This is a genomic window from Proteus sp. G2626 (assembly GCF_009915985.1).
GTDB classification, from domain to species: Bacteria; Pseudomonadota; Gammaproteobacteria; order Enterobacterales; family Enterobacteriaceae; genus Proteus; species Proteus vulgaris.
In genome coordinates, this window is sequence record NZ_JAABNH010000029.1 from 445,551 (window position 1) to 465,543 (window position 19,993).

Below are 19,993 nucleotides of genomic sequence, written 5' to 3' on the forward strand. Positions count from 1 at the left end.
AGGCAGAAATTATCTGCCTTTGAGAGGGAGGGAGATAAATTAGTTTAATTTATCAACAAACTGAGTTGCAAAACCAATATAACTTTCAGGTTTCATCGATTTTAAGCGAGTTTTTTCATCTTCAGGTAGTTCTAAACCATCAATAAAAATAGCCATATCTTGCTCTGTGATACGTTTGCCACGAGTCAATTCTTTTAGTTTTTCATACGGTTTTTCAATGCCATAGCGACGCATTACAGTTTGAATTGGCTCAGCTAACACTTCCCAGTTACAGTCTAATTCTTCGCGAAGATGTTTTTCATTTACTTCAAGCTTATTGAGACCTTTAATGGTCGATTGATAAGCAATTAATGCATAACCAATACCTACACCTAAATTACGTAGAACGGTTGAATCTGTTAAATCACGTTGCCAACGAGAAAGCGGTAACTTACTCGAAAGATGTCCCATAACGGCATTGGCTAATCCTAAGTTTCCTTCCGAGTTTTCAAAGTCAATAGGATTCACTTTATGTGGCATCGTTGATGAACCAATTTCACCGGCAATGGTTTTTTGTTTAAAGTGATTTAGTGCGACATAACCCCAAATATCACGGTCGAAATCGATCAAAATTGTATTGAAGCGGCTAATGCAATCAAAAAGTTCCGCAATATAATCATGCGGTTCGATTTGTGTTGTGTATGGATTCCATGTAATACCTAATGAAGTCACAAATTCTTCACTAAACTGGTGCCAGTTTACTTCAGGGTAGGCGGCTAAGTGTGCGTTATAGTTACCGACAGCACCATTGATTTTACCTAAGATCTCAACTTGTGTAAGTTGGCGATATTGACGTTCCATACGATAAGCAACGTTAGCAAACTCTTTACCCATTGTTGAGGGGGTTGCAGGTTGACCGTGAGTACGAGAAAGAAGAGGTAAATCACGGTATTCTTGTGCCATTTTACTAACAGTATCAATAAGTTCACGCCATGTTGGTAGCAAAATCTCTTGGCGAGCTGTTTCTAGCATAATGGCATGAGACAGATTATTAATATCTTCTGAAGTACAAGCAAAGTGAATAAACTCAGAAACCTGATGTAATGCAGGGATGGTCGCCACTTTTTCTTTTAAGAAATATTCTACAGCTTTTACATCGTGGTTAGTGGTGCGTTCGATGGTTTTAATACGTGCTGCATCTTCTTCATTGAAGTTAGCAACTATCGCATCAAGGTAATCGTTTGCGTTTTTTTCAAAGGCAGGAACTTCTTTAATGTCGGCGCAAGATGCCAGCTTTTGTAGCCAGCGAACTTCTACCTGTACACGGAATTTCAGAAGACCGAATTCACTAAAAATAGAACGTAACGACGAAGTTTTACTACCGTAACGACCGTCAATCGGTGAAATCGCTGTCAGCGAAGATAATTCCATTGTTGGCAACTCCCAGGTTGAATTTAAAGTATTAACATTGAGCGAGAAAATCATCAGCTTGTCGGATAATTGTCTTTTGATGTAATAAAAAATCAAAGCGACGACCACCCACTTGACGCCAGAGCACGGCACTACGAATACCCGTTAATAATAACGCTCTAACTTTAGCTTGAATAATTGGGTTTTTTAACAGTTCGATAGAGCCATGAACTTGAATGCGAGGGCCTACAGGACTAACCGCATCAACATAAACGCCAGCGAGTGCATTAAATACACCTTCGGACATAGGTTCAAAATAGCTTTTTTGACGCTCTAATTGAGAAATTTTTTGTGATAAACGTGAACTATAATCATCATTTCGTCCGATTAAGCGTTCTAAGTTGATTAAACCTTGTTGATAAGTCATCAACTCTAGCGTTAATTTTTCTCTTCTTACTGCCTGATGAATAGCTTTCAGTGTTTGAAAGCCTAATTTTAAATGGCTAATTTGATTACCATAAACATCAAGTGTTGATGTGGGATTGAGATTAAAAATACTGTTAACCATCACTTCAACATCATTTTCGTTCGCACTACCTTGGTAAGCAATTTGTTGAACGAGACGACTTGCTTGGCAGATGCCTGCCAATGCAAGTGTTATATCACGAAAATCTTTAGCCACATCTACTCCTGAATACGTGTTTCAATGATCCCGCCACCTAAACAGACTTCGTCTTGATAAAAGACGGCTGATTGTCCCGGCGTTACAGCAGCAACGGGATAATCAAAGCGGACTTCAATTTTATCTTCACTTAATGGCGTTACTGTACACGCAATATCAGGTTGGCGATATCGTGTTTTAACAGTACAGCGAAACGCCCCAGTCATTGGCTCTCTTGATACCCAATGTAATTGTTGAGCAATTAAGCCGACAGACATTAATCTTGGGTGTTCATGACCTTGTGCCACAACAAGAATGTTGTTTTCAACATCTTTATCAACAACATACCAAGGATCATCGCCACCGTCTTTTGTTCCACCGATACCTAAACCTTTACGTTGACCTAATGTGTGATACATCAATCCTTGGTGTTCACCAATAGTTTCACCATCAACTGTGATGATAGGGCCAGGTTTAGCCGGGAGGTAACGTGATAAGAAATCGGTAAATTTACGCTCACCAATAAAACAAATACCCGTTGAGTCTTTTTTCTTCGCTGTTGCTAATTCAAGTTTTTCAGCGATTTTTCTAACTTCAGGCTTTTCCATCTCACCAACAGGGAAAAGACTTTGTGCGATTTGCTCGTGACTTAATGTGTATAAGAAATAGCTCTGGTCTTTGTTATTATCGACGCCACGAAGTAATTGGCTTTTGCCATTGATATCACGACGGCGAACATAGTGGCCTGTTGCGATATAATCAGCACCTAAATCTTCTGCCGCATATTCTAAAAATGCTTTAAATTTTATTTCTTTATTGCACAGAATATCGGGGTTTGGAGTGCGGCCTGCTTTATATTCAGATAAAAAATGTTCAAAAACATTATCCCAATATTCAGCAGCAAAATTGATGGTGTAAAGCTCGATACCAAGCTTATCGCACACGGCTTGTGCATCAGCAAGATCCGCTGATGCTGAGCAATATTCTGTATCGTCGTCTTCTTCCCAGTTCTTCATAAACAGACCAACGACCTGATATCCCTGTTCCTTAAGAAGATAGGCTGAGACGGATGAATCTACGCCACCGGACATTCCCACGATGACTTTTTTTTGGCTGTTATCTGACATGACTGGATCTCACTGCGGAAAAATAAGCGCCATACTTTACCATATCACTGACACAGGTGCATCAAGTGTTGCTCTGTTTTTGATGCTTTGTTTTCCCATTTTCTGTTATTTAATTAAAGGGTGCACCAAAGCCACTTAAAATAGAAAGAGGGTAGAGTTCACCTTGTTGATAACATAACAGGCTTTCTCTCACTAAAGGTGAACGTAATTGCTGGCTTTGAATAATGTCATCTGCGCTAACCCAATGACAACAATTGATATCGCTATCATTAGGGTGAGTTTCAACTTGTTCTTGAGCCTCAATTAAAAAGAGGAACCGTAAAAAAGGCGTTTTATCAGGGGCAATCCATTGATGTAATTTAAGGAAATATTGAACAGGAAGTGTTAATCCTGTTTCTTCCCATAACTCACGTTGAACAGCTTGAATAAGTGTTTCATCAGCTTCAAGGTGGCCAGCAGGTTGATTCCATGTTGCTTTGCCATTAACGGTTTCTTCAACAACCAGAAATTTATTTTTTGCATGAACAATACATGCGACAGTCACATGAGGTTTAAACAAAATCAATCTCCTTCCATTCACCAGGTAATAGATTATCCAGCGTAATATTTCCCATACTAAAGCGGATCAAGCGTAATGTAGGGTAACCAATATGAGCCGTCATTCGTCTCACTTGACGATTTTTACCTTCAAATAAGGTGATTTTTAGCCAAGTTGTCGGAATAGTTTGGCGTTCTCTAATCGGTGGATTTCTCTCCCATAGCCATTCGGGTTGTTCAACTATTTCGACTTGTGCAGGTAGTGTTTTGCCATCTTTAAGGTCTAATCCTTCTCGAAATTGTTGTAATGCTGTTGTACAAGGAACGCCTTCTACCTGAGCATAGTAGATTTTTCCTGTTTTTTTACCCGGTTGCGTTAATTTTGCTTGTAACTTCCCATCATTTGTTAAGACTAAAAGCCCTTCGCTATCTCTATCTAGACGCCCTGCAGCATAAATATCACGAATAGGAATAAAATCTTTTAGTGTTTTTCTACCACTTTCATCAGTAAATTGGACTAGCACATCAAAGGGTTTATTAAAGATAACCACTTTACGCTCACCTCTTAGGCGTGCTGGTTTTCTTTGTGTTGAAGGGGCATGATGTTTTCTTGTTTTAATCGAGCTTTTAAATTGATTTGTCATAGCTAATTTTTGTAAAAAATGGGAGATTGATTATACCTTAAAAGAGAAGCGATTGGCGTTAGCTGAATAATCAAGTAGTATTGACAGGTCTCTTACAAAAAATTAACAAAGCGTGCGCTTACATGAAAGGAGAGGTAAATGGAAAGCAAAGTAGTTGTTCCGGCTAATGGCGCTAAAATTACACTAGATGCTAAAGGTAAGCTTGTTGTTCCCAATAATCCGGTTATCCCTTATATTGAAGGGGACGGTATCGGTATCGATGTCACGCCAGCAATGTTAAAAGTTGTTGATGCAGCCGTTGAGAAAGCTTATGGCAAAGAACGTAAGATTGAATGGATGGAAGTCTACACCGGTGAAAAATCTACGCAGGTGTATGGTAAAGATGTTTGGTTACCAGAAGAAACCTTAGATCTTATCCGTGAATATCGTGTTTCTATTAAAGGTCCTCTGACTACCCCAGTTGGCGGTGGTATCCGTTCATTAAACGTTGCATTACGCCAACAACTTGACCTCTATATTTGCCTACGCCCAGTACGTTACTACAAAGGTACTCCAAGCCCAGTTAAACACCCTGAACTGACTGATATGGTTATCTTCCGTGAAAACTCAGAAGATATTTATGCGGGTATTGAGTGGAAAGCTGGCTCAGCAGAAGCAGATAAAGTCATTAAATTCTTGCAAAATGAAATGGGTGTTACCAAAATCCGCTTCCCTCAAGATTGTGGTATTGGTATCAAACCTTGTTCAGAAGAAGGGACTAAGCGCTTAGTTCGTGCAGCGATTGAATACGCGATTGATAATGACCGAGATTCAGTCACGCTGGTACACAAAGGTAATATTATGAAATTTACCGAAGGTGCCTTTAAAGACTGGGGTTATGAATTAGCACGCGAAGAGTTTGGTGGTGAATTATTAGATGGTGGCCCTTGGGTTAAAATCAAAAATCCAAAATCAGGTAAAGAGATCATCGTTAAAGACGTTATCGCTGACGCATTCTTGCAACAGATTCTGTTACGTCCAGCAGAGTATGATGTAATCGCATGTATGAACCTTAATGGTGACTATATTTCCGATGCATTAGCGGCTCAAGTTGGAGGTATCGGTATTGCACCTGGCGCAAATATTGGTGATGAGTGTGCTTTATTCGAAGCAACACACGGTACAGCACCTAAGTATGCAGGACAAGATAAAGTTAACCCTGGCTCAATTATTCTTTCCGCGGAAATGATGTTACGCCACATGGGTTGGACAGAAGCTGCTGACTTAATCATTAAAGGTATGGAAGGCGCGATTGCCGCTAAGACCGTAACTTATGATTTCGAACGTCAGTTAGAAGGCGCTAAACTGCTGAAATGTAGTGAGTTTGGTGACGCGATTATCAAACACATGTAATTATTGATTTGATAAATAGTTAACGGGAGCTTATTGGTTCCCGTTTATTTTTTGTACTATAAAATTCTTCCCCAAAATATCCCCAAAACTCTTCCCCAAAACTGTTCAATTAAACAGCAATAATTTGCCATTCTTTGCCTCTATCATCGTGGTATTTATCAGTCATATTTTGTGTTTTATGCCCCAATAATTTTTGTGTATTAATTCCTTGCTCACGATAAAGTCGCTCGGATAAAGATCGTTGTTCATGGAAAGTTGGTGCAGTACCTTTTTCCCAAGTTAACCCACATTTATCTCGTGCTTTTTTAAATGTTGTGGTTAATGTATTTGGTGTGACTTGTTCGCCACGTTTCGCCTGTGCGGTGGTATGCCGATAATGCACTAGATATTTACTCACAACCGCATCACGACATTGAGCAACGACATCCCTTAAAGAGAGATTGATAGCTTCACATTTTAGCGAGAGAGGGATGGCTAACTTACTGCCCGTTTTCTCTTGCTGTATATGTAACATATCATCCCAAATATCAGAGAATTTCATTTTACAGATATCACCGATCCGCTGACCTGTGGTTAAGGCCAGCAACATGCCACATTGCAGATAAGGAGGGTGATTTTTAGCTTGCTGGTAAATAGTGCGCCATTCTTCCAATGTCATGCGTTCTCTTTTCACTCTGTTCCGTGGTTGTTTAGTTGCTTTCGCAGGATTGTAACCAGGCGGAACATAGCCAGCATGTTGAGCTTCTTTAAATACATCAATAAGCACCATGCGAACGACTTGAGCCATTCTTGAATGTCCTAATACTTTGATGGAATCTATTATTTCAGCAATATCTAAAGCGGTTATCTCTTTTAATATTTTCGTACCACAATACTGACGGAATAAATTAATAGGTTTCATTTTTTGTCGATAAGAATTAATTTTTAATTCACCGATATCTAATCTTTCTTTTTGAATATCTAAATATTTATCCATCCATATATCGACAGATATTTCAGACTTATTTGTCTTAATTTTTGATAACCGTTCATTAATACTTAATAACTGTCGAGTATGTTGTTCAGCAATAATTGTATTGGCTTGAATGGCGGTTTCTCTCGCTTCTTGCTCGTCGGTGCCCAAGCTATGAAATTTACCAGTGATGGGATGTTTATATTGCCAATAAATTTTGCCGTTACGTTTATCTAGCTTTCGATATAGATTAGGGATGATAATTTTATGGGTTCGTGGTCGGGCAGCCATCTGTAATTATCCTCTTAAGTCGTTCCGTTGATTTAGTAGGAATTTGAGGGAGAGACAGATAGCCCACATAACGAGCTTCTCTATCAACCATCCACTTGCGGCCAACTTTCATTGCAGGTGGTGCAATAAGGTTATTCTTTGCGTATTTTTGTAATACCGTTATACAAGGAGAAGCATCTCCAAATTCCAACCTTGCCCACGCTTCAAGAGTCACCATTCTTGACATGTTTTTCTCCATACTGCCGTATACAGTTTAAATAGACATTTATTGATTCTCTTTTTAAAACGTTACCCTTTGTGTCTTGTCATTTTCTCCTACATGTTGAATAACATTGATTTTTCATTTGTTAAATCTAAAATTTGTTTAGTTGGTATTTGAGTTTCACTCCATTTAAATATTAATGTTTCATTAAGTTTTAGTACCCCTCCTAGATTTTAGTCATAAAAAACACGCTAGTGCGGGGCTTAAATTTTAATTTTTACTTTGTAAATCCTATGAATGATATTATTAAATATAATAGCGTAATAAAAAATATAGAGGTAAATATATAAGTCCAAAATCTATAGATGAATTCTCCTTTCTTAACTCTTTTCCATTCACTTTTTAATACGGCTGCTGATTTATCAGTGAGATCATTTTCGTAGCACTCAAAAAGACCTATTTTAGGTATATGTATTAATTGTGATTTAATTGATTCAATGATGTTTATTAAATCAATTTCAGCTTTATTGGGTTTCGACGTATTTATTCTTAGATACACTTCTGATATTGATTCTTTTACATTAGCCTTTTGATGCATTATTTCCTTTTCAGGCATCTCTTTAATATGCATTTCTTGGAGTATGAACATATTTTTATTTAACTTAACTAGTGCAGATCGTAGGTCATTTATCCATAACTGCCTAAACTCAGAAATTTTACCTTCTTTTGAAATAACAAGACCAACGATAGAAACGACTCCAGCTAAAATAGCGACAATAAAAGTTATTAATTCGGCAGACATATGTTTTATCCAGTTTATCAATTAAAGTAGAAATAATACTGACATCCATGTGATTAATCCACCGCCATAACATTGTCTAAATTATATTAATCAAATATCGTGGATACATAAGTCCAATCGGCGCAAAAGGAATATCATCATCAAAGTCCATTGGGGGTTCATTATGTTTAGGAGATTGTTGAGGACTCCATCCGTGTTGATGAGGTGATGGTTGTGATTTCCGGCTTCCTGCCTGATTGTTGTTACCTAACATTTGCATTGAGCCATTAATATTTACTACAACTTCCGTGCTGTATCTATCTTGTCCATTTTGATCTTGCCATTTACGTGTTTGTAATTGGCCTTCGATATAGACTTGTGAACCTTTACGCATATATTCTCCAGCGATTTCGGCAAGTTTTCCGAATATCACAACTCTATGCCATTCAACACGTTCCTTGGTTTCACCTGATTGTTTATCTTTCCATGAATCGCTGGTGGCTAATGTAATATTAGTAACTGCATCGCCATTTGGGAGGTAACGCATTTCAGGATCTTGGCCTAGATGTCCTATCAATAAGACTTTGTTTACACCTTTACTTGCCATTACATCTTCTCCAATTCTGATTTTCTGATGTTATATACTTCCTTTGCTTTCGATTGTTCAGGCGTTTTTCTGAGTAACTTCCATGTTTCACCAAATTCTTTTTTCAAAATATTGAGATCTGTAATAGCCATTGCTGAATTAGTAAAATCTTTCAATATTTGATCTGGTGTTCTCGGTGCTGCATTGTGGACTTCTGCATCCGCATCGATTGCTGTTTCTTCGGTTGGTATACAAAATGTTTGGAAAGCTGCGTATTTATATGCAATAGACATGGCTTTATTTGTGGCTTTGTCTCCGCTATCCATCGCTTCACCATAAGTCACAACTGTGTGTTTACTTCCGTCTTCAACAGAAACAAATTCAAACTCAGCTTTCACTACGACATAGAATAACAAGCCACCTCTTTGTGTTTGTCTTTCCGTGACGGTACGTTCAATGATCCGTGGAAGAATCAGCAATCCATGCTTAACTAGAGCAGGGGCAAGGGCGTTATATACCGCGTCAATTCCTCTGAACATAAATCCTTGTTGCTGGTTTACACTTCCTTTTTTAATGCCCGTTTCAGCCATTTCTCTGGCAACATTACTAATAGCTTTGTATACAGCAGTCATATTAATCCCCTAAATATTGACCTTGACGGCGATCACTTCCGTAGTAATCGACTTCAAATTTATTACTAGGTACATATGTCCTTTTTGAATCTCGTTGGGCTCGAATATACTCAGGAAGAGGAGGATGATTTTTCGATGTATCCAAGTTTATGTGTAGCAGTTCCATTGCTAATCTTTTTTCCCTATCTGGCACACTTGTATTCGGCAATTGACCGTCAATCATTGCAATAGCTTGAGCTAGAGTTTCCTCTCTGTTTTTTGCTAATGACGGAGATGCTAATCGAGGGTATTTATCTGAAGGGTAAGAGTTAGAAACGTTCATTGAAAATTTCCTGCAAAATCATTTAAAGGTAATGACAATCCCTGTTGTCCTAGCATTCCCGTTTGATACATGAATTCATCGTGTTCGAGTTCCTGCGATTCTTTACGCCTCCTGCCTCAATACTAAGCTGGCTACTTTCTTCAAATTCCATGACTGTTTTGCCGTCTATTATCCGAATTCCGTTCGAGTAGCTGTATGAAATTTACATAAATCCTCCTGATAACTTTCTTTGAGTAGTTCCATTGCTAACCACCAGATATCCTCACATTTCTGGCGAATAGCTACCTGCGCCTGAGCTTGCGCTAGACGGAAAATATCTTGGTCAATTTTCATAATTTACCTTACGATAATTAGACTTAATGAAATGACTGCGAATAGAAGTAGGGCGCTGAATATAGTGTCTATGTTCATGCGAGGAGCTCGCTATTGAGATAGCGATTATTATTGGTTGAAAGTATTTTGGCGTTGGTGCGTAAAAGTATCTGTATTCACACAACCGAGGTAAAAGAAAGGGCTGTGTAATTAGCCCCTTAATTGAATATGTTTTATTTAAATTAATAACGCCGTAATTTAACTGTCCCGTTTGAAATACCTAGCGAACTTAAATCCCAGCATGATTCTGCTACCTGAACAACATACCGCCTTACATAAGGCGGTATTCCATCAAGAGAGTTAACCCATTCATTGATGTGTTCTTTGCTTACTTTATCTCTCTGTGCCTTACCTGATTCTCTGCAGACCATTCTTGCCAAGGTGTCAGCACCACCCTTATCATATTGGTACATTCCCTGGAGAACGTTATAACCCATGTTTAACTGCTGGGCTGCTGAATCTATTTTCTCACCTCTTACGCACTCTGGATTTTTCATACATGCCTCTCTGCGCAGATTTTGTTCTTCTAGTTGTTTCTTTTTCTTATCCGCCAATTCCTTGGCTTTCATTTCCTCTACCCCATTATTGTAATTAATTAGCCACCTCTTGAAGTAGCATTTAGAATTCCATCGGCATGACAATGTTTCTGGTTTTATCAGTTCACTACCGTAAAGGTCTAAATATTTCTCTCTGAGAGTCGCAACGCTTTCTGAGTTACCACTTTTGAGCTTAAATTTATCCTCTCCCATTTTAGCAAATTGAGCCTCTTCGCTATTAGGTGCCGTTATTGAGCACCCAGCAGGAAATAAAAAAGAAGCCGCCAAGAGTGCTTTTAGTAATCGTGATGCAGTAGTTTTTTTGTTCATTTATCTACCTGGTAATTTCATTATCGTCAGTAGATAAACTTTACTATGGCATCAAAGTAAATCCAATCAAACCATAAGGTAATTTGATTTAAGCCCTAACTGTCACTCTAAACTTACTGTTTGGCTGTTTTGTTTTAACTCTTGAAAATACTGCTACATTAGGTAAGCAACAGTTATCTACTGATGGTTTGAATTTAGGTTCAATACTTCTAGTCACAGGAATGTGGCTCAGTGATAATGTCTTTTCAACGCGGTTTAGTTTTTTAGTTTCTAGTTGAAATATTGAGTCTAGTTGCATCTCAATATCTTTAATTGCAATGGCTTCTACTTTCCGTCTGGCATGACGTCTATTTGCAGAGTTACCACGTAAAAAGTCTGGTTTGCGTGATTTCTTCACTTTTATAGTTGCCATATATCCTCCAAACAGTTGGCTTTAGTGATTGGTGATAAAATAATGAAACACCAATCCGAAAACCTTCTGAGAAGGTTGACGCTTTATCAGCGTCGCCGTTCTGGTAGCTAATACACAGCTCGCCACCATCGTTGTTAAAGAACATCAACGTGCTGTGTTCCGTTGATGTTCTTAGTTTATTAAATACTAAAATATGGGTCAAGCATTTACTAAACTCTGTTTAGCTAATGGTTAACAAAACCATGAATGTTAAGCAAATTTATTTGTAAAAAATCGCAGATTGTAATGCCGAACACTTATTTTGAGGAGAGGTGTGCACAAAAAAGCCCTCGTAAGGAGGGCGCTAGGTAGGTTATTAAATACTGTTTTTCCAATTTGTTCTAAAGTCCAACTCTCTTATCATAGTGTAAACATTACAGCACCGAACCCCCATTGCTTTACAAACATCAGGAACCTTTCTGTTGGCTCTAATTTTGCTAGGGCTAGATGTTTCATTACTTACAATAATTCTGTTGTGAGGAGATGACATTGCATAAGATATTAAAAAAGGATCTTGCCCTATTTTTTCTAATTCAATATCAGTAAGATCGTTGGCATATCCTTCTCTTAGAACTTTATTTAGATTAGTTATATTTAAATCTTCATTTAATTGCAGTATGGACTTATTCGATTTGTCATGAACCCATTTTGCATGTTCATCTTTATCGCCACCTTTAACTTCATTTATAATTTCGGTAGGTAATTTCACATTATTATTTTGTGCGTGAAATAATATCCACTCCCAAAATTCAGGAACTCTATTTAAAGGATAATAAAAAGAATTGGCGTGTATAACAATATTGGCATCAATAAGGTATAAGAGTCCATTAGTATTCATTATAATCCCACCAATTCAATAACATTTCCTGAGCTTACGCCTAAAACTTTGCTAGCTTTAGTTTCTGTTAGCACCCCGTCAATAATGGATCTTTTGACCAAATTAGATAAAGCTTTTCCTACTTTATGTCTTTTGGTTGGGTAATATGCTCCACTAGATTTCCCACTATTATTTTCTTCTTTACTGGCAAGCCATTTCTTTAGAAAAAAATCGGATATGTATTCCCAATTATTTTTATCAATTTTTCCTTGAGTGAATAATCTATATGCAATCATTGATGAACTAACATTGAATTTAATACTTAGTTCACTGATATTTTCCACTAAAGCATCCATTGGTAGACTATGGATATCACCTATAGATTTAAATTCATCATCAGATATTAGCACCTGGCTAGCAATATCATTACAGTATTTCTCAACCAGATTATCAATACTTGCATTACTGATCCCAGTATTGCCTATAAGTAGGTGGACTAACTCATGAAGCAATGTGAAACACCAAGCGTATTTTGAATCATTATCATTAATAACAATAAAAGGAGCTATAGGGTCAGATAGAGCAAAACCTCTAAAATAATTAACAGAAATGTTACTATGATGGCTTCCTAAATTTCCAATCAGCAAAACAAATATGCCATTGTCTTCTATTGCATTTCTTAAAAAGTTAAATGCGGAATGGGCGTCTTTTTGTTTTCTGTATGTGGAGATATCTATTTTGAAAGTATCAATAACGAAAGATGCGGCCTCACTTACAGTCGTGTCATTTTTTAATGTGCCTATAAATGGTAAAGAGATCGCTGAATCGCTATCTATCAGTGCCTCTTTGACAATCTTTTGCCTTACATGTACATCTCTTATTAATGTGTTGACAGTTGCATTTTCTAGTGGGTCTGGAGCATTATAAAGTGTACGAAAATCATCGCCTTTATTTGCAATAACAGGTGGTTTTTCTAGGTAAAAAGATATTAGTGGTCTATGGTAGACTTTAGCAAAATTACCCAGCTGATTTTGAGTTGGCACTTTTTCACCTAACTCAAACATCATCAACACCTCTTCCGGAGAAAAGCGGGCACTCTTCAAGCCCAGCTTTTTAGCTGCTTCATGCAAGTTTAAACCTGCCTGCTCTCTTGCCCATTTTAGCATTTTAGGATTCGGTGATGACATAATAATTTCCAAAATAACAACATGTTACATGCAGATGTGATATTCTAATTCACTTAATTTAACTAATGTCAATATAGCAGTTGTTTTTTTAAATATCCACTTACCATATCACACCGCACTCTAAAACATGTCTTAAGGCCATTAAAATAATGCTCTGTCTGTTTTTTCACAGATATCAATAAACTTGATAGGCTTCACTATAGCGGCGACATAATGAATGGTATCTACTTGATCTGGTGATAACGTTATTGGTTTATGTGAGTTGTTGATACTGGTGAACTGATAGTCGCCATCTCTAGTCTTATTAAAGATTTTTATCATGTTGTGACCATCAATCGTGCGTACAAATACCTCGTCACCTGTTTTTACTGATGTATTCGGTTCAACGACAACATACTCACCTGATTGAATGCGAGGCCACATGCTGTCACCTTTAACTTTAAGCCCGTATGCATCAACATCATCACTGTATATTTTTAACCATCCACTATGGGCTTCAATCATATCAACAGCACCATCGACACCTAGAAATGCTTCGCCACGTACTTTGACTAAACCTGATGGTACTTTACCTATGAATTCAACCTCATCATCCTGAATATCTTGGGTATCCAGATAACCAATAGGCATCCCATAGTCTCTTTCTAGACGACGAGCTGCCTTCTCTCCAAACGATGATTTACCACTCATCAGTTGAGATATATAGCTTTTCTCTTTAGTGGGCAGGGTTTTACCTTTAAACCACTGTGAGAGTTTTATTTGTCTTAATTTTTTTATTTCCATATCTTTATTTTGATTAGTAATGACTAAACAAGCAAATACTTGACGTTGGGTTTAGTGTTTAATAAACTCCATGTTTGAAACTAATGGAGAGTAAATATGGAGTTAAAAAAATATATAGATTCACTTGAGTGGGGGGGTGCTAAAGAATTAGCTGACCAATTGGGTGTTTCGAAGTCTTTCCTTTCTCAAATGGCATCTGGTGTTAGTGCTATTTCTCCTAAGCGTTGTGTTGAAATTGAAATAGCAACAAATGGTGCAGTTACACGCAGAGATTTAAGGCCAGACGATTGGTATAAAATTTGGCCTGAATTAGAAACTGCATAGTTTTATTCGCTCTTTAACAATCGCAGTTTTTGACTGCTACGGAGTCGCTGATAAAGCGACAACTCTTCCCCCAATATCAACTCATACGGAATGAGCCACGGATCATTATTGTCCCTTAGTTAACTCATAAGGACTTTAAACAATGGAATGCGCAAATACACGCAAACAATTCAATCAATTTATCTCTAATCACCTAATCGCTTCAGCATTGCAAGCATTGAGAAATAAAACTCAGTCTGCTGTGGCTAGAACGTTAGGTGTTCATGATTCAACAATCCTACGTCGAACAGAAAAATATCCTGAAATATGCGAAACACTTGTCGCATCGGGAATTATTGATTTTGTGATGGAAGGAGAACGAAAAATCTCAGAAGAAGAGTACCGATTTTTGTGGAAACAAATGGGTGAACTTTCTCAAATGAAAATAAAAGAAAACGCCTCGATTGCGGCAACAAACGAGGCGTGTTGTTCAATGGAATTCACCATTTAACGTACAAATATACTGTATCAATATCCAGTTTTTATCACAAGGGGAAACTTCAGTTTCCCTTTTTTGATACAGCTTTGGAATGGAGAAATTATACCATGAGACAAAGAATAAATCATGAATTTAATGGCTGTGATGAGCATAAAAACATCATGAGAAATAGGCTATTACAAGAAATAACCCCACTGGGTTGTCAGCGTTTAAAGGAAGCACTGAAAGACGCAAAGTTAAGGAAAGCACATCGGGATAAGTTATTAGGAGAGCGAAAATGAGTATGCTTCTAATGGCAAAAGCCATGCAATTACAGGTGGGGAGTACAGCACAAAAAATGGTGCTACTCAAACTTGCCGATAATGCCAATGATAAAGGTGAGTGCTTTCCTTCTTATGAGACTATTGCGCGTCATTGCGAAATTAGTCGTCAAAGTGCGATAAACCACATTAAAAGTTTATGTAAAAAAGGGTTTGTTCGTAAAGTTACGCGAAAAACAGATAAGGGGCATACTTCCAATTTATATATTCTGGATTTGGAGGCTAAATCTCTTGATGAGGGTAGTCAAAATACAGTACCACCTAGTCAAAATTCTGTACCAGAAGTAGTCAAAGAATTTGACCACGGTAGTCAAACGGTTGGACTAGGGGGTAGTCAAAAATTTTTACCCAGAACCAGTAAGTCTTTTAACCAGTCAATTAACCTTAAAAAACTATCGTCTGACGACTTGAAACCTGCAAAGCAGATTTCGGTTAATCGACAAACTAACATTCCTTATCAGGAAATCATGCAAGCCTTCAACGAATCAGCAGGGGATAGATTACCCAATGCCGAATCACTGAATGACAAACGCAAAAGAGCAATATCCAAATTCCTGAAAGAACTTAAAGAGCCCACAGTCGAATCAGCTAAAAATTATTTTGATTATTTTATGGAAACGGCAAGTGCTTGGTACTTCGGAGAAAATAATCGGGGTTGGCGAGCGAATTTTGATTATTTACTTAGACCTGAGACGGTACTCAAAACAAGGGAGGGGGCACTGTGATGAACCAAGTTCCGAATAATTTGATGGCGGAACAAAATGTTATTGGAGGACTCCTGCTTGACCCACAAAGTGATAATGCGCAATCAATTTTTTCACTGCTAAAACCTGAAGATTTTTATGCCCAACACCATCAAATTGTCTATCTCACCCTGCGAGAAATGTATACCCAACGTATGCCAATAGACATTATGACGGTGACGGATTGTCTGGAGTCAAAAGGGCGAATTAATCAATCAGGTGGCTTTGCCTATCTCGCTGAGATGGCAAGAGAAACACCGAGTATTGCTAACATTATGGCTTATGCGAAAAAAATCCGAGAGTGTTCCGCACAGCGTTTTGTTATCGAAAAGACGGTTGAAATTCAAAAGCTCATGATGGTGCCAAGTGAGTTAAGTTTTACGGATAAAATTGAACAGGCACAACGCTTGCTTGATGAAGCTACGTCGTTTGGAAAAATGGGGAGAAAAACAGGATTACGCCGAATTGATGATGTGTTGGATGATGTTTTTACTGACATTTGTGACCGACAAGATAACCCAGAGAAACATCGAGGATTAAAAACGGGATTTAAAGATTTTGACCGCCTATTAAGCCCGAAACAGATTGTCATCGGTTCACTGTTCGTGATTGGTGCTCGTCCTAAGATGGGAAAAACAACCGTTCTCACTGAAATGGCAAAAAATGTCTCACAACAAGGTAAGCCTGTATTGCTGTTCAGCATGGAAATGACGGATAAACAGCTTGTTGAACGGACACTAGCCCAACAAACCCAAATTAACTCAGATAAATTTTACCAAAAATTAGAAGAGCATGAATGGGATAGGCTTTGCAGTGCCATCGGTCGCCTTAAAGATGAGCCCAATATTTGGGTGGATGATACACCTGGCATGTCCTTACAACACATTTGCTCTGAAAGTCGGAAAATCAAACGCAAAGTCGGTGATATTGGGTTCATTGGTGTCGATTACCTCACCCTGATGCAAGCGGGAAAAGCTGACCGTAATGATATTGCCTATGGCGAAATCACTAAGGGGCTAAAGATATTAGCGAAAGAGCTCAATACGGTGGTTGTGTTGCTTGTACAACTGAATCGAGGATTAGAAAACAGGGCTGATAAACGTCCCGTGCCAAGTGATTCAAGAGATACAGGACAAATCGAGCAAGATTGTGATTATTGGTTAGGCATTTATCGTGATGCGGTGTACCACGATAATGCGGATGAAACGCTGACCGAAATGATTTTAAGGCTCAATCGACACGGTAAAACAGGCACCGTGTATGTTGATCAACAAGGATTGAGTATTACACCGGTTGATCAATATATGGCTGCATATCGCGCTCAACCGAAACGAGAGCCTAAAAGGTATTGTGAAAAATCGTTTTAACTCATGAAAGTAAAAAGGAGACCTCGTGACAGATGATATCTGTCTCCATAAATCCAATCTCAACAGTATTTTCAAAGTGCTCTCCGAAATCGTGACAACAGGTAAACGCTATCGCATCAAAATCACCGAGTGGCGTGATTTAAGAACCATACCCATGAATAAAACATGGCGTATGTGGATGGAAACCACAGGCGAGTGGTTACGTGCGCGTGGCGTTGTTATCGATATTAAAAATGGTGTTGGTGAAATCGTTTTATCAAAGCCCATCACTAATGAGGAAACTCATGAATATTTTGTTGGACATTGGTTAGGGCGCAATGAAAACGGTGAGCGTGAAAAAACCAGCAAGATGGATAAAGCAAGGATGCTTTACATGATGGAGAAACATGAACAATGGTGCATTGAGAAGGGAATTCCCATCATCATTCCCAGTAATTCTGAATATATGAGTTTAAAAAGAAATCAAGAGGAATAATTGCTGATGGACAAATCAAAGGAAAATAGAATGAAGGTGCTAAGGCGACGGTGCTGTAAAATATGTAGAGAATGGTTTCATCCTAAATACAGTAATATTTGGTGGTGTTGCCCAGAACACGGAGCAGAACTGGCAATAAAACGAAGGAATAAGGAAAAAGAAAAAGCGTTAGTAAAACTCAAAAAGGCACAAAGAGAAAAGGAAATCAAAGCAAGAGACAAACTCAAAGCCCGCAAGTTAGCAGTAAAACCTACCTCATATTTTATCAAACAAGCTCAAACTGCGTTTAATCAATATATCAGACTCAGAGATCATGATGAACCCTGTATTAGTTGTGGTGAAACTAATCCCCCAGATTTACATGGAGGGCAGTGGGATTGTGGTCATTTTTTATCTGTGGGTTCACACCCTGAGCTGAGATTTGATGAACGTAATGCATATAAGCAATGTAAATCATGTAATGGTGGAGCTGGGCTATTTACTCATAAAAATGCCAGTGTAAGTCAAAAGTATGAGGAAAAACTTATCGAAAAATTTGGTCAAGAATTAGTTGATTGGTTACGAGGACCTCATGAGCTCCCGCATTGGCGACGCGAAGATTATATCCAGATACGTGATAAATACAGAGCGAAGGTGAGGCAATTAAAACGAGAAAGAGAGATGAAGGTGTAAGTGATTAATCAATAGGTAACAAGGTAACAAATGGTTTGGAGAAGTCTGTATGAGAGATATGCAGGAAGTTTTATCACGTTGGGGTGCGTGGTCAGCTAATGAGGGAAATAGTATCGATTACTCATCAATTGCCGCCGGTTTTAAAGGATTAATTCCAAGCTCAAGACGAAGCCGAGAGCAATGTTCAGATGATGATGGCTTAAAAATCAATAAAGCGGTATTACATTTAAAGGTAAATAATAGTTACTTGTTTCAGTTGGTTATTATGTACTATGTGAAGAATTATCCTTTGCGTTCAATGGCTTCAAAACTCGGTATTTCTCATAATGAAGTGTCTAAGCGATTGCAGACAGCGGAAGGATTTATTGAAGGGTGTTTATCGGTTGACAACGTAAAATTAGACATGGATAAAATAATTAGGAAACACCACATTTATAGCCTTGCGTAATTACAAAACACAATATATTGTGTTAATGATGGTTTTGATGCTACACCTCTTATCAATTAAAAACCTCGTGAGTATAGCGGGGTTGTATTTTTTATAGGTCTACTTAAGCTGATTTATCGCTAAAAAATAAAGTTTGCTATCTGAATTTTTCTATGGCTTAATAGCGTCACTGGTTTGGAAGTACAGACCTATTTATGTTAGTAAGTTTAAAGTTGTTCCCGTTTAGCGTTATCCTCGATACCTCTTCATTGTGAATTCCTTCTAATTAATTCCCATAAGTAAAAATACAAAACAAACCGCATATGCCTTATGGCAAATTAAATAAATTAAAGGAAATTCTATGTCTAATACAATGACTGGTACAGTAAAATGGTTCGATGAAGGTAAAGGTTTTGGTTTTATTACTCCAGCTGATGGCAGCAAAGATGTATTCGTACATTTCTCTGCAATCCAAAGTGATAGTTTCAAAACATTAGCGGAAGGCCAACAAGTTTCATTCACCATGGAAAATGGTATGAAAGGCCCAGCAGCAGGCAACGTGGTGGCTCTCTAAAGGCGCTATTACTATTCGCCTCTATTTTAAATGCCCTTGTTGTAGCAGTTCACAATATAGAACATCACAATTTGATGTCACAGTGAACAATCCACACGGCGCAAAATGCATCTTTTGCAAAAGTGTGATGACAGCTCAAATGAGTTGAGCATTAAATAGTTGAATATACAAAACCTCGCTTCGGCGGGGTTTTTTGCTATCTACAATCCCATGTTGGTTAAAGATAAAAAATTTAGATTTTAGGGCTTGAAAAATACTTGCTCGTTCATATTTATATTTTGGGTAAATAAGATACCGCCCATAATTCACTAAATACTGAAGGAGGAGTTATATGCCTAACATTAAACCTTTTTCATTATTCCCAGCATTATCTGACAACCTACTGTCAAACCGCTTTGATCAGATAGATCGCCTGTTTAGTCAGTTAACAGGTAGTAAGCCTATTGCATCACCAATTCAGACCTATAACCTGAAACAGATTGATGATAACCATTATGAACTGACAGTGAGTGTGCCTGGATATCAAGAAGATGACTTATCGGTTTCATTAAAAGGAAGTCGTTTATTGATTGAAGGGAAAAAAGAAGAAAAATCAGAAGAAGACAATGATAAATGGATCCA

At 37.9% G+C, this 19,993-nt stretch carries 29 protein-coding genes; 12 read left to right on the forward strand and 17 right to left on the reverse strand.

What is annotated here, in order from left to right; genetic code table 11:
* Positions 1–39: 39 nt before the first annotated feature.
* The 5 genes from purB to rluE all read right to left on the reverse strand — a co-directional run bounded on the left by purB (position 40) and on the right by rluE (position 4,358).
* The gene (purB, locus tag GWJ05_RS18245; protein ID WP_036937687.1) at positions 40–1,410 is read right to left on the reverse strand and encodes an adenylosuccinate lyase; all 1,371 of its coding nucleotides are present in this window, start codon (positions 1,408–1,410) and stop codon (positions 40–42) included.
* 31 nt (positions 1,411–1,441) lie between these two features.
* Entirely contained in the window at positions 1,442–2,071 is a 630-nt protein-coding gene (hflD, locus tag GWJ05_RS18250) for a high frequency lysogenization protein HflD (protein ID WP_036937683.1), read from the reverse strand.
* Positions 2,072–2,073: 2 nt separating this feature from the next.
* Positions 2,074–3,177, reverse strand: a complete 1,104-nt coding sequence (gene mnmA / locus GWJ05_RS18255) for a tRNA 2-thiouridine(34) synthase MnmA (protein ID WP_036937680.1) — start codon at positions 3,175–3,177, stop codon at positions 2,074–2,076.
* Between the two features lie 109 nt (positions 3,178–3,286).
* Positions 3,287–3,736 carry an NUDIX hydrolase gene (locus GWJ05_RS18260; protein ID WP_036937677.1) on the reverse strand — a complete coding sequence of 150 codons (450 nt, stop codon included), beginning with the start codon at positions 3,734–3,736 and terminating at the stop codon, positions 3,287–3,289.
* Positions 3,729–4,358: a 23S rRNA pseudouridine(2457) synthase RluE gene (gene rluE / locus GWJ05_RS18265; RefSeq protein ID WP_036937674.1), complete on the reverse strand. Its 630-nt coding sequence runs from the start codon at positions 4,356–4,358 to the stop codon at positions 3,729–3,731. Before rluE ends, GWJ05_RS18260 begins: the two co-directional genes overlap by 8 nt.
* Positions 4,359–4,496: 138 nt before the next feature.
* Here rluE and icd point away from each other — a divergent pair, with 138 nt between their 5' ends.
* Positions 4,497–5,750, forward strand: a complete 1,254-nt coding sequence (gene icd / locus GWJ05_RS18270; RefSeq protein WP_036937671.1) for an NADP-dependent isocitrate dehydrogenase — start codon at positions 4,497–4,499, stop codon at positions 5,748–5,750.
* A gap of 109 nt (positions 5,751–5,859) precedes the next feature.
* On the opposite strand, the gene GWJ05_RS18275 is transcribed toward icd, so the two are convergent.
* The 12 genes from GWJ05_RS18275 to GWJ05_RS18330 all read right to left on the reverse strand — a co-directional run bounded on the left by GWJ05_RS18275 (position 5,860) and on the right by GWJ05_RS18330 (position 13,992).
* A complete protein-coding gene (locus GWJ05_RS18275) occupies positions 5,860–6,993 on the reverse strand; it encodes a site-specific integrase (protein WP_109402771.1) in 1,134 nt (377 codons plus the stop codon).
* Positions 6,968–7,219 (reverse strand): excisionase, encoded by a 252-nt coding sequence (locus GWJ05_RS18280; protein WP_109850540.1) that lies wholly within the window; start codon positions 7,217–7,219, stop codon positions 6,968–6,970. The genes GWJ05_RS18275 and GWJ05_RS18280 overlap by 26 nt, the downstream gene beginning before the upstream one ends.
* 253 nt (positions 7,220–7,472) lie before the next feature.
* Positions 7,473–7,997, reverse strand: coding sequence for a hypothetical protein (locus GWJ05_RS18285; protein ID WP_161681545.1), 525 nt, complete (start codon positions 7,995–7,997; stop codon positions 7,473–7,475).
* Between the two features lie 76 nt (positions 7,998–8,073).
* A complete protein-coding gene (locus GWJ05_RS18290; protein ID WP_161681546.1) occupies positions 8,074–8,583 on the reverse strand; it encodes a single-stranded DNA-binding protein in 510 nt (169 codons plus the stop codon).
* Complete coding sequence (locus tag GWJ05_RS18295; RefSeq protein WP_161681547.1) at positions 8,583–9,194, reverse strand: ERF family protein; 612 nt, start codon at positions 9,192–9,194, stop codon at positions 8,583–8,585. Before GWJ05_RS18295 ends, GWJ05_RS18290 begins: the two co-directional genes overlap by 1 nt.
* Before the next feature lies 1 nt (position 9,195).
* Positions 9,196–9,516 carry a hypothetical protein gene (locus GWJ05_RS18300; protein ID WP_161681548.1) on the reverse strand — a complete coding sequence of 107 codons (321 nt, stop codon included), beginning with the start codon at positions 9,514–9,516 and terminating at the stop codon, positions 9,196–9,198.
* 168 nt (positions 9,517–9,684) lie between these two features.
* Positions 9,685–9,849 carry a hypothetical protein gene (locus tag GWJ05_RS18305; protein WP_161681549.1) on the reverse strand — a complete coding sequence of 55 codons (165 nt, stop codon included), beginning with the start codon at positions 9,847–9,849 and terminating at the stop codon, positions 9,685–9,687.
* Positions 9,850–10,070: 221 nt separating this feature from the next.
* Positions 10,071–10,754 carry a hypothetical protein gene (locus GWJ05_RS18310; protein ID WP_161681550.1) on the reverse strand — a complete coding sequence of 228 codons (684 nt, stop codon included), beginning with the start codon at positions 10,752–10,754 and terminating at the stop codon, positions 10,071–10,073.
* An 88-nt stretch (positions 10,755–10,842) separates the two neighbouring features.
* A complete protein-coding gene (locus GWJ05_RS18315) occupies positions 10,843–11,166 on the reverse strand; it encodes a transcriptional antitermination N peptide (protein ID WP_161681551.1) in 324 nt (107 codons plus the stop codon).
* Positions 11,167–11,521: 355 nt separating this feature from the next.
* The gene (locus GWJ05_RS18320) at positions 11,522–12,043 is read right to left on the reverse strand and encodes a DUF4411 family protein (RefSeq protein WP_161681552.1); all 522 of its coding nucleotides are present in this window, start codon (positions 12,041–12,043) and stop codon (positions 11,522–11,524) included.
* Positions 12,043–13,209, reverse strand: a complete 1,167-nt coding sequence (locus tag GWJ05_RS18325; protein ID WP_161681553.1) for an XRE family transcriptional regulator — start codon at positions 13,207–13,209, stop codon at positions 12,043–12,045. Before GWJ05_RS18325 ends, GWJ05_RS18320 begins: the two co-directional genes overlap by 1 nt.
* A 141-nt stretch (positions 13,210–13,350) precedes the next feature.
* On the reverse strand, positions 13,351–13,992 hold the full coding sequence (locus GWJ05_RS18330) for a S24 family peptidase (RefSeq protein ID WP_161681554.1): 642 nt from the start codon (positions 13,990–13,992) through the stop codon (positions 13,351–13,353).
* 96 nt (positions 13,993–14,088) lie between these two features.
* On the opposite strand from GWJ05_RS18330, the gene GWJ05_RS18335 reads away from it, so the two are divergent.
* From GWJ05_RS18335 to GWJ05_RS18375, 11 genes are all read left to right on the forward strand, one after another.
* Complete coding sequence (locus GWJ05_RS18335; protein ID WP_004251796.1) at positions 14,089–14,316, forward strand: transcriptional regulator; 228 nt, start codon at positions 14,089–14,091, stop codon at positions 14,314–14,316.
* A gap of 142 nt (positions 14,317–14,458) precedes the next feature.
* Positions 14,459–14,806, forward strand: a complete 348-nt coding sequence (locus GWJ05_RS18340; RefSeq protein WP_004247478.1) for a hypothetical protein — start codon at positions 14,459–14,461, stop codon at positions 14,804–14,806.
* A 95-nt stretch (positions 14,807–14,901) separates the two neighbouring features.
* Entirely contained in the window at positions 14,902–15,075 is a 174-nt protein-coding gene (locus GWJ05_RS18465) for a hypothetical protein (protein ID WP_004251793.1), read from the forward strand.
* Positions 15,072–15,839 carry a helix-turn-helix domain-containing protein gene (locus tag GWJ05_RS18345; RefSeq protein ID WP_161681555.1) on the forward strand — a complete coding sequence of 256 codons (768 nt, stop codon included), beginning with the start codon at positions 15,072–15,074 and terminating at the stop codon, positions 15,837–15,839. The genes GWJ05_RS18465 and GWJ05_RS18345 overlap by 4 nt, the downstream gene beginning before the upstream one ends.
* Positions 15,839–17,224, forward strand: a complete 1,386-nt coding sequence (locus tag GWJ05_RS18350) for a replicative DNA helicase (protein ID WP_161681560.1) — start codon at positions 15,839–15,841, stop codon at positions 17,222–17,224. Before GWJ05_RS18345 ends, GWJ05_RS18350 begins: the two co-directional genes overlap by 1 nt.
* Before the next feature lie 25 nt (positions 17,225–17,249).
* On the forward strand, positions 17,250–17,699 hold the full coding sequence (locus tag GWJ05_RS18355) for a hypothetical protein (protein WP_088495870.1): 450 nt from the start codon (positions 17,250–17,252) through the stop codon (positions 17,697–17,699).
* 30 nt (positions 17,700–17,729) lie between these two features.
* Positions 17,730–18,371: a recombination protein NinG gene (locus GWJ05_RS18360; protein ID WP_202612580.1), complete on the forward strand. Its 642-nt coding sequence runs from the start codon at positions 17,730–17,732 to the stop codon at positions 18,369–18,371.
* Positions 18,372–18,420: 49 nt separating this feature from the next.
* Positions 18,421–18,819 (forward strand): antiterminator Q family protein, encoded by a 399-nt coding sequence (locus GWJ05_RS18365; protein WP_161681557.1) that lies wholly within the window; start codon positions 18,421–18,423, stop codon positions 18,817–18,819.
* A 340-nt stretch (positions 18,820–19,159) separates the two neighbouring features.
* Positions 19,160–19,372: a transcription antiterminator/RNA stability regulator CspE gene (gene cspE, locus GWJ05_RS18370; protein ID WP_004244726.1), complete on the forward strand. Its 213-nt coding sequence runs from the start codon at positions 19,160–19,162 to the stop codon at positions 19,370–19,372.
* Positions 19,373–19,379: 7 nt separating this feature from the next.
* Positions 19,380–19,520 carry a cold shock small protein YmcF gene (gene ymcF, locus GWJ05_RS18645; protein ID WP_419894627.1) on the forward strand — a complete coding sequence of 47 codons (141 nt, stop codon included), beginning with the start codon at positions 19,380–19,382 and terminating at the stop codon, positions 19,518–19,520.
* 183 nt (positions 19,521–19,703) lie between these two features.
* Positions 19,704–19,993 (forward strand): Hsp20 family protein (locus GWJ05_RS18375; protein ID WP_161681312.1); only part of this gene is annotated, 290 nt, incomplete at its 3' end.